The following is a 6576-nucleotide window of genomic DNA, read 5'->3' on the forward strand; positions in this document are numbered from 1 at the left end:
CGCATCATCACCAGCAGTTCGTAGGCGGAAGCCATGTGGCAGAGCACGGATGCATCGTCTCCATGAGCCACGCGCCAGTCGCCCGTGATCGCAAGGTCCCGCAGTTGCGACTGGAACCATGTTTCTCGCTTGCGGGCCCGCTCGTACAGTTGCTTGACGGCGTCCATTTGCATGGGCACTGCCTCGGGAACGGTGAATGCCGCAGGCGGCAACGGCACCACTTGCACACCGTCCAGACAGGCACCCAATCGTGCTGCAGCCGACAGGGCCACACGAAGCGCCGGTGCGGTGCTGTCACCGTGGCCGATCCTGACCAGCATTTGCATGTTCGACATGACATGGACTCCGCGCAGGGTCGTGCTGCGACTGTAGCCTCATCGGCTTGGCTTTTCCAAAACCAGGGGCGTATCCGGTAAACCGGTCAGGTTGCCGTGGGTTCATCTTGGGGTGCCAGAATCAAGTTCCTGCTCACACTTACTAGGAGAACCCTTGCCATGCGTACCTGGATGATTCCCGCGCTGCTGGTTGCGGCGCTTACCCTGGCTGCCCCGGCCTCTGCCCGTGACGGCGATCTTTCATGCAAGCTGCATTACAACCTCAGTGGCTGGTCGATCTTCTACAAGACGGCCAAGGGCTCAGGACGCGTCACCTGCAGCAATGGCCAGACCATGACGGTACATATCCGTGTCAAGGGTGGTGGCCTGACGGTCGGCAAGACCGAGGTCAAGGACGGCATTGGCAAGTTCACAGGCGTACATGCGATTAGCGACGTGCTGGGGCACTATGCTGAGGCGGGTGCGCATGCCGGCGCCGACAAGAGCGCATCCTCGGGTGTGATGACCAAGGGTGACGTCTCGCTGGCGCTGGCCGGCAAGGGTCGCGGCTGGAACCTTGGAGTGGACGCAGGCGCTTTCATCATCGAACGCTGAATTGCGGTATGCCTGAAGTGGCGCATTTCGTGAATCCATGCTCGAAACGACCCGTACCCTCGGCTCGGGTTGCCACGAATCATGGATTCCCGCGTCGCGGCCACCCAGGAGAGACCTGATGTCACGGACTGCATCTGCCTCCATCGTCCACCAATACAGCCTCGGTGATGAGATCGCCAGCAGCATCACGCATGGCATCGGGGCCCTGCTCAGCATCATCGGACTGGTGGTGCTGGTGGCTTTCGCGGCCACTTATGGCCAAGCGCGCGCCATCGCCTCGTGCGCCGTGTTCGGCAGCACGCTGGTGCTGCTGTACACCGCTTCGACGGTGTACCACACCACTTCAAGTGTCCAGTATCCATCGCCGTCACCGCGCATCGAGCCTTGGCTCAGGCGCCTGGACCACATCGCGATCTATTTCCTGATTGCCGGCACCTACACGCCATTCACCCTGATTGCGCTTTCCGGCGCATGGGGCTGGAGTCTGTTCGGTCTGGTCTGGACACTGGCCTTCATCGGCAGTGCGATGGAACTGGGTTTTCTGCACGAGGCGCGCTTGCTGGCGTCCTTGCTGTACATCGCGATGGGTTGGGTCGGGCTGATCGCGATCGGGCCGCTGGTCAAGCATGTGCCCATCGGTGGACTGGTGCTGCTGTTCTCGGGCGGGCTGGCCTACACGCTTGGCGTTCCGTTCTATCTCAGCCGGCGCATTCCCTACAGTCACACCATCTGGCACCTGTTCGTGATGGCAGGCAGTGTGCTGCACTATCTGGCCGTGCTGCTGTACGTATTGCCGAATGTGCCGCACGCCTGACCTGATGTGCTTGGTGGTGGGTCAAAAGAGCATCTTCAGGGCGAACATTCCGAGCATCGCGAACGACACCACCAGCTTGACCAAAGTCCCCAGCAGCAAGCCGACCCAGGTGCCCATGCCGACGTGAGTGGAGCGCAGCACGCTGCTTCCGGACAGTAGTTCACCGGCCAGTGCGCCGATGAAGGGGCCGAGGATCAACCCGGGTATGCCCAGGAACAGGCCGACTACGGTGCCGATCGCCGAGCCCCAAAGCGCTGCCGGCGTGGCCCCCACGCGTCGGGCGCCGAACACCCCAGCAAGCAGATCCATCAGCATGCCGAATGCACCCAGCAGCGCGATCCCGATCAGCCACCAGACGCCGATGTGCGCGTAGCCGTCGGTGCCAGCGGCCAGCCAGATGCCGGCATACAGGATCGGGATGCCGGGGAGCGCGGGCAGGATGGCGCCGGCCAGTCCGGCCAGCATCAGGAGTGCGGCGAGTCCGTAAAGGACAATGTCGAGAGCGTGCATGGCCTGCCTCATGCCTCGTGCGGAAGGGGCGCCCAAGTGGGCGGAGCGCGTGGTTATTTGCCCACGAATGCGCGTTCGATCACGTAGTCGCCCGGTTCCCGGGTGCGCGGCGCGATGGCGAAGCCGCGTCCGTCGAGCAATGCACAGGTATCTTCGAGCATGGCCGGGCTTCCGCAGATCATCACACGGTCCTCGGCCGGATCCAGGGGCGGCAGGCCGGTGATGGCGGCCAGGGTGTCGTTGGCGATGGCGTCGGTGATACGCCCCCGGTGAATGAAAGGCTCGCGCGTGACGGTGGGGTAGTAGATCAGCTTCTCGCGCACCATGTCGCCCAGATATTCATGCCGTGGCAGGCGCTCGCGCAGTTCCTCGGCGTAGGCCAGGTCTTGCGCATGGCGTACTCCATGACAAAGTACGATTTTGTCGAAACGCTCATAGGTTTCCGGGTCACGCACGATGCTCAGGAACGGGGCCAGCCCCGTGCCGGTGGCCAGCAGGTACAGGCGCTTGCCTGGATGGAGGTCATCCAGCACCAGGGTGCCGGTGGGCTTGCGGCTTACGATCAGCTCGTCGCCGGGTGCCAGATGTTGCAGGCGCGAGGTCAGTGGCCCGCCCGGGACCTTGATCGAGAAGAACTCCAGGTGTTCCTCGTAGTGCGCACTGGCGATGGAGTAGGCACGCAACAACGGCCGTTCGTCGACCTTCAGTCCGATCATCACGAACTGTCCGCTATGGAAGCGGAATCCGGGATCGCGTGTGGTCCGGAAGCTGAAAAGCCCCTCATTCCAGTGGTGCACGTCAAGCACGCGCTCGGTCGCCAGAGCCACCATGGGTCGAAATCCACCTCGGTTGAAAAAGTATTGCGCAACGCAGCCCGGAGCACGCTCCGGTACCATGTACGGCGATTCACGCATGGATGTACCGGCAACGCATGTCTGCCATACGACGACCGCATGCCCCGCCTTCCGCGGGCCGCACGAAAGCACCGACCGTTCCGGTCGCGCGCCGTGATGGGCCCTGGGTATTGAGCGTGGCGCCGATGATGGACTGGACCGACCGTCATTGCCGGTTCTTCCATCGGCTGCTTTCGCCGCATGCGCGATTGTATACCGAGATGGTCACGGCTGCCGCGCTGGTGCACGGCGACCGCCTGCATCTGCTCGAGCACAACCAGCAGGAGCATCCGGTTGCGCTGCAGCTGGGCGGCAGCGTCCCGGCCGATCTGGCGCAGGCTGCACGCTATGGTGCCGAGGCCGGCTACGACGAGATCAACCTCAACGTGGGCTGCCCGTCCGACCGCGTGCAGTCGGGCCGCTTTGGCGCTTGCCTGATGCTCGAGCCGGCACTGGTGGCCGATTGCGTGCGGTCCATGCGCGAAGCCGTCGCGCTTCCGGTGACGGTGAAATGCCGTATTGGCGTGGACGACCAGGACAGCGAGGCCGGGCTGCATGAGTTTACCCAACGGATGCTGGACGCCGGTGTCCAGGTGCTGGTGGTGCATGCCCGCAAGGCCTGGCTCAATGGGTTGAGCCCGAAGGAAAACCGCGAGGTGCCGCCGCTCGACTACGATCGGGTGTACCGTCTCAAGCAGGCGTTTCCGGAGCTTTCGGTGATCATCAATGGTGGCATCTCGAGCGTTGACGCGGTGCTTGCTCACCTGCAGCACGTCGATGGTGTGATGCTGGGCCGGTCGGTTTACCAGCATCCATGGATCCTGGCCGAGCTCGAACAATGCCTTTGGGGCAGCAGCGTGCCTTCACGGATCGAGGTATTGCGACAGATGCGCCCCTATATCGAGGCCGAGCTGGCCCGCGGTGGCAAGCTCAAGCATGTGGTCCGGCATGTGCTTGGCCTGTTCCACGGTCAGCCGGGCGCGCGCAGTTTCCGGCGTGTCCTCAGTGAAGGATCGCATCTGGAAGACGCCGGATGGGCGCTGGTCGATCAGGCCATCGCGGCCTTGGGTCCCGCTACCCGGGAGGCAGCATCAACCCCGGTTCAGCACGAATTCAAAGCCGTGCTTCATCATGGGGGATGACATTCTGGCATCCTCAGTACGGGTGGGAAGAGTAAACGTGATGAAAATCGGTCCCCACATTCTGGCGCTATCCCTGATCGGCGCGTTCCTTGGTGCGCCAGCCGTGGCCCAGGTCGCGCCTGGGGATTCACTGATGCCGATGATGTCGGCGGGTGTCCAGGCGCCGCCCCAACCAGTGAAGACCAAGACGCCCTCCGCTCGCCCTGCATTGGCGCCTGATTCCTCTTCCGCATCATCCAAGAGCAGGACGGCTACTCCGCTGACACTGGAACAAGCCGTCGCACGCGTGCAGAATCAGACCGGAGGCCAAGTGCTCAAGGCGGATACTCGCCAACAGGGCCGGATCACGGAATATCGGATCAAGGTGCTGACACCGGATGGTCACGTTCGCATCGTGACGCTGCGCAGTGACCGGCAGAACGCTCCCTAGACACCCAGACACAAGGAGAAACATCCATGCGCATCCTTTTGGTGGAGGACGAAGCTCCACTGCGCGAAACCCTCGCAGCACGCCTGAAGCGAGATGGCTTTGCGGTCGATGCCGCATCCAACGGCGAGGAAGGCCTGTACCTGGGCCGCGAAGTACCTTTTGACCTGGCCATCATTGATCTGGGCCTGCCGAAAATGTCGGGCATGGAATTGGTCAAGTCGCTTCGAGAGGACGGCCAGCGCTATCCGATCCTTATCCTTACCGCGCGTACCAGCTGGCAGGACAAGGTCGAGGGCCTCAAACACGGTGCCGACGACTACATGGTCAAGCCGTTCCACGTCGAGGAATTGCTTGCGCGCATCAATGCGCTGGTGCGCCGCGCCAGTGGTTGGTCGCGTCCGGTCCTCGCCTGCGGTCCGATCCGCCTCAACACCACGGCGCAGACCGTAACGGTCAACAACGGGCCGGTCGACCTGACCAGCTACGAGTACAAGGTGCTGGAATACCTGATGATGCATGCGGGCGAACTGGTCTCCAAGGCGGACCTTACCGAACACATCTACCAGCAGGATTTCGACCGTGATTCGAACGTGCTGGAAGTGTTCATCGGCCGGCTGCGGCGCAAGCTCGATTCAAGCGGCGAAATCAAGCCGATCGAGACCGTGCGTGGACGCGGCTACCGGTTTGCGATTCCGCGTGACGAGATCGAAGAGGACGAGTGACGCGGCAGCACATGACCGAATCATGATCCACACATGAGCTCCCAACGCAACCTGTCGCTGGTTGCCCGTTCGACACTGGCCATGGGCGTGGTTCTGGTCGGTTTCCTGGGCATGGCCGGAGTTTCGCTGGACCGGGCCTATTACGAGAGTGCGCGGACGGCGCTGCATGATCGCCTGCAAGGCTATGTCTATGCGTACCTGGCCGCGACCGATGTCGGTCGCGGGGGACGGGTGCTGGCACCGGATTCGCCGCCGCCGCATTCGGACTTCCTGCGACCGGGTTCGGGCCTGTACGCGATCATCAACGGCGCACAAGGCTATCACTGGGAATCCCCTTCGGCGGTGGGTCGGCAACTGGCGTTGCATCAGTATCTTTCGCCGGGACAGAGCCAGTTCGTGGGGCCGGTGCAGAGCAGCGTGGGGCCGGTCTACATCTACAGCAAGGGGGTGGCCTATGACGGACCGCGTGGCAAGGAGGTCGACCTGACATTCACCGTGGCTCAGACCGAAGCCCAGTTCGAACTGCAGTTGAGCGTCTATCGCCGTACGCTTTTCATGTGGATCGCGGTCCTGGGGCTGGCGCTGATTCTGGTCAAGGTCGGGCTGATGCGCTGGAGCCTGCGTCCATTGCGACGTGTAGCCAGGGACCTGCAGCGTATTGATCAAGGCGAGAGCGACCATCTGCCCGGGGACTATCCGGAGGAACTCGCCGGCTTGACCCAGAGCCTGAACAATTTCATCGAAAACGAGCGTCGCACCCTGGGACGCAACCGCAACATTCTTGCCGATCTCGCGCACAGTCTGAAGACGCCGCTCGCGGTGATTCGTTCAAGGCTGGAGCTGGGGGATGTGCAGGACGACGCGCAACAGGACCTGACGGCGCAGGTCCAGCGCATGGACGATATCGTCGCCTACCAGCTTGCCCGTGCGGCTTCCTCCGGCGTACCGATCTTTGTCACGCCGGTCGCAGTTGCCGGATACGCCGAGGACATCGTGTCGGGCCTGGAAAAGGTGCATGCCGCACGCAACCTGCTGTGCGAGTTCGACGTGGATCCGCAGGCGCACTTCTATGGTGAGCCGGGCGATCTCATGGAAATACTCGGCAACCTGCTGGAGAACGCCTTCAAGTGGGCCCA

9 protein-coding genes are annotated in these 6576 nt (G+C 62.7%); 6 read left to right on the plus strand and 3 right to left on the minus strand.

Going from position 1 to position 6576, the window contains the following annotated elements:
* Nucleotides 1-335 (minus strand): universal stress protein (locus PF446_RS00955; RefSeq protein WP_298068798.1); only part of this gene is annotated, 335 nt, incomplete at its 3' end.
* 159 nt (nt 336-494) lie between these two features.
* Here PF446_RS00955 and PF446_RS00960 point away from each other — a divergent pair.
* Together PF446_RS00960 and PF446_RS00965 are read left to right on the plus strand one after the other, a co-directional pair.
* Entirely contained in the window at nt 495-929 is a 435-nt protein-coding gene (locus tag PF446_RS00960; RefSeq protein WP_298068800.1) for a hypothetical protein, read from the plus strand.
* 118 nt (nt 930-1047) lie between these two features.
* Nucleotides 1048-1743 carry a hemolysin III family protein gene (locus tag PF446_RS00965; protein ID WP_298068801.1) on the plus strand — a complete coding sequence of 232 codons (696 nt, stop codon included), beginning with the start codon at nt 1048-1050 and terminating at the stop codon, nt 1741-1743.
* A 21-nt stretch (nt 1744-1764) separates the two neighbouring features.
* Here the strand turns inward: PF446_RS00965 and PF446_RS00970 are convergent, their stop codons facing one another.
* Nucleotides 1765-2253: a DUF456 domain-containing protein gene (locus PF446_RS00970; protein ID WP_298068803.1), complete on the minus strand. Its 489-nt coding sequence runs from the start codon at nt 2251-2253 to the stop codon at nt 1765-1767.
* Between the two features lie 53 nt (nt 2254-2306).
* Nucleotides 2307-3083 carry a ferredoxin--NADP reductase gene (locus PF446_RS00975; RefSeq protein WP_298068804.1) on the minus strand — a complete coding sequence of 259 codons (777 nt, stop codon included), beginning with the start codon at nt 3081-3083 and terminating at the stop codon, nt 2307-2309.
* 101 nt (nt 3084-3184) lie between these two features.
* On the opposite strand from PF446_RS00975, the gene dusA reads away from it, so the two are divergent.
* The 4 genes from dusA to PF446_RS00995 form a co-directional block, all read left to right on the plus strand.
* On the plus strand, nt 3185-4288 hold the full coding sequence (gene dusA / locus PF446_RS00980) for a tRNA dihydrouridine(20/20a) synthase DusA (RefSeq protein ID WP_298068805.1): 1104 nt from the start codon (nt 3185-3187) through the stop codon (nt 4286-4288).
* Between the two features lie 40 nt (nt 4289-4328).
* Nucleotides 4329-4718 carry a hypothetical protein gene (locus PF446_RS00985; protein WP_298068807.1) on the plus strand — a complete coding sequence of 130 codons (390 nt, stop codon included), beginning with the start codon at nt 4329-4331 and terminating at the stop codon, nt 4716-4718.
* A 26-nt stretch (nt 4719-4744) separates the two neighbouring features.
* A complete protein-coding gene (locus PF446_RS00990) occupies nt 4745-5440 on the plus strand; it encodes a response regulator transcription factor (RefSeq protein ID WP_298068809.1) in 696 nt (231 codons plus the stop codon).
* A gap of 33 nt (nt 5441-5473) precedes the next feature.
* On the plus strand, nt 5474-6576 hold a 1103-nt coding region (locus PF446_RS00995; protein WP_298068811.1), incomplete at its 3' end, for a histidine kinase dimerization/phospho-acceptor domain-containing protein.

Source organism: Oleiagrimonas sp. (assembly GCF_027858935.1).
GTDB lineage: Bacteria > Pseudomonadota > Gammaproteobacteria > Xanthomonadales > Rhodanobacteraceae > Oleiagrimonas.

What these genes read in the sequence shown, in the direction of transcription:
- PF446_RS00970 (WP_298068803.1), bottom strand. Translation starts at nt 2,253, where the DNA reads ATGCACGCTCTCGACATTGTCCTTTACGGACTCGCCGCACTCCTGATG.
- dusA (WP_298068805.1), top strand. Translation starts at nt 3,185, where the DNA reads ATGTCTGCCATACGACGACCGCATGCCCCGCCTTCCGCGGGCCGCACG.
- PF446_RS00975 (WP_298068804.1), bottom strand. Translation starts at nt 3,083, where the DNA reads ATGGTGGCTCTGGCGACCGAGCGCGTGCTTGACGTGCACCACTGGAAT.
- PF446_RS00990 (WP_298068809.1), top strand. Translation starts at nt 4,745, where the DNA reads ATGCGCATCCTTTTGGTGGAGGACGAAGCTCCACTGCGCGAAACCCTC.
- PF446_RS00965 (WP_298068801.1), top strand. Translation starts at nt 1,048, where the DNA reads ATGTCACGGACTGCATCTGCCTCCATCGTCCACCAATACAGCCTCGGT.
- PF446_RS00960 (WP_298068800.1), top strand. Translation starts at nt 495, where the DNA reads ATGCGTACCTGGATGATTCCCGCGCTGCTGGTTGCGGCGCTTACCCTG.
- PF446_RS00985 (WP_298068807.1), top strand. Translation starts at nt 4,329, where the DNA reads ATGAAAATCGGTCCCCACATTCTGGCGCTATCCCTGATCGGCGCGTTC.